This is a genomic window from Streptomyces sp. SID5464 (assembly GCF_009862985.1).
Taxonomy (GTDB): domain Bacteria; phylum Actinomycetota; class Actinomycetes; order Streptomycetales; family Streptomycetaceae; genus Streptomyces; species Streptomyces chartreusis_D.
The window spans coordinates 152,664-152,980 of the sequence record NZ_WWIQ01000021.1; the positions used below are offsets into that span (position 1 = coordinate 152,664).

A 317-nucleotide genomic window follows, 5' to 3' on the forward strand; every position below is an offset into this window, starting at 1 on the left:
TCCGGGTACTGCGCGTCGATCTCCTTGCGCACCCGCTTCAGGAAGTCGTGCGTCTCCGGGAGGTTCTCGCAGTTGGTGCCCTCCTGCTGGTACAGGTACGGCACCGCGTCCAGGCGGAACCCGTCGATGCCCAGGTCCAGCCAGAACTTCAGCGCGGAGATCATCTCCTCCTGCACGGCCGGGTTCTCGTAGTTGAGGTCCGGCTGGTGGGAGAAGAAACGGTGCCAGTAGTACTGCTTGCGGACCGGGTCGTAGGTCCAGTTCGAGGCCTCCGTGTCGACGAAGATGATCCGCGCGTCCTGGAACTGCTTGTCGTC

Annotated in this window: 1 protein-coding gene; it reads right to left on the reverse strand. The window is 63.4% G+C overall.

Translation table 11 applies throughout. The features are described from left to right. Positions 1 to 317 (reverse strand): alpha-amylase family glycosyl hydrolase (locus GTY47_RS14640; protein WP_010033287.1); only part of this gene is annotated, 317 nt, incomplete at both ends.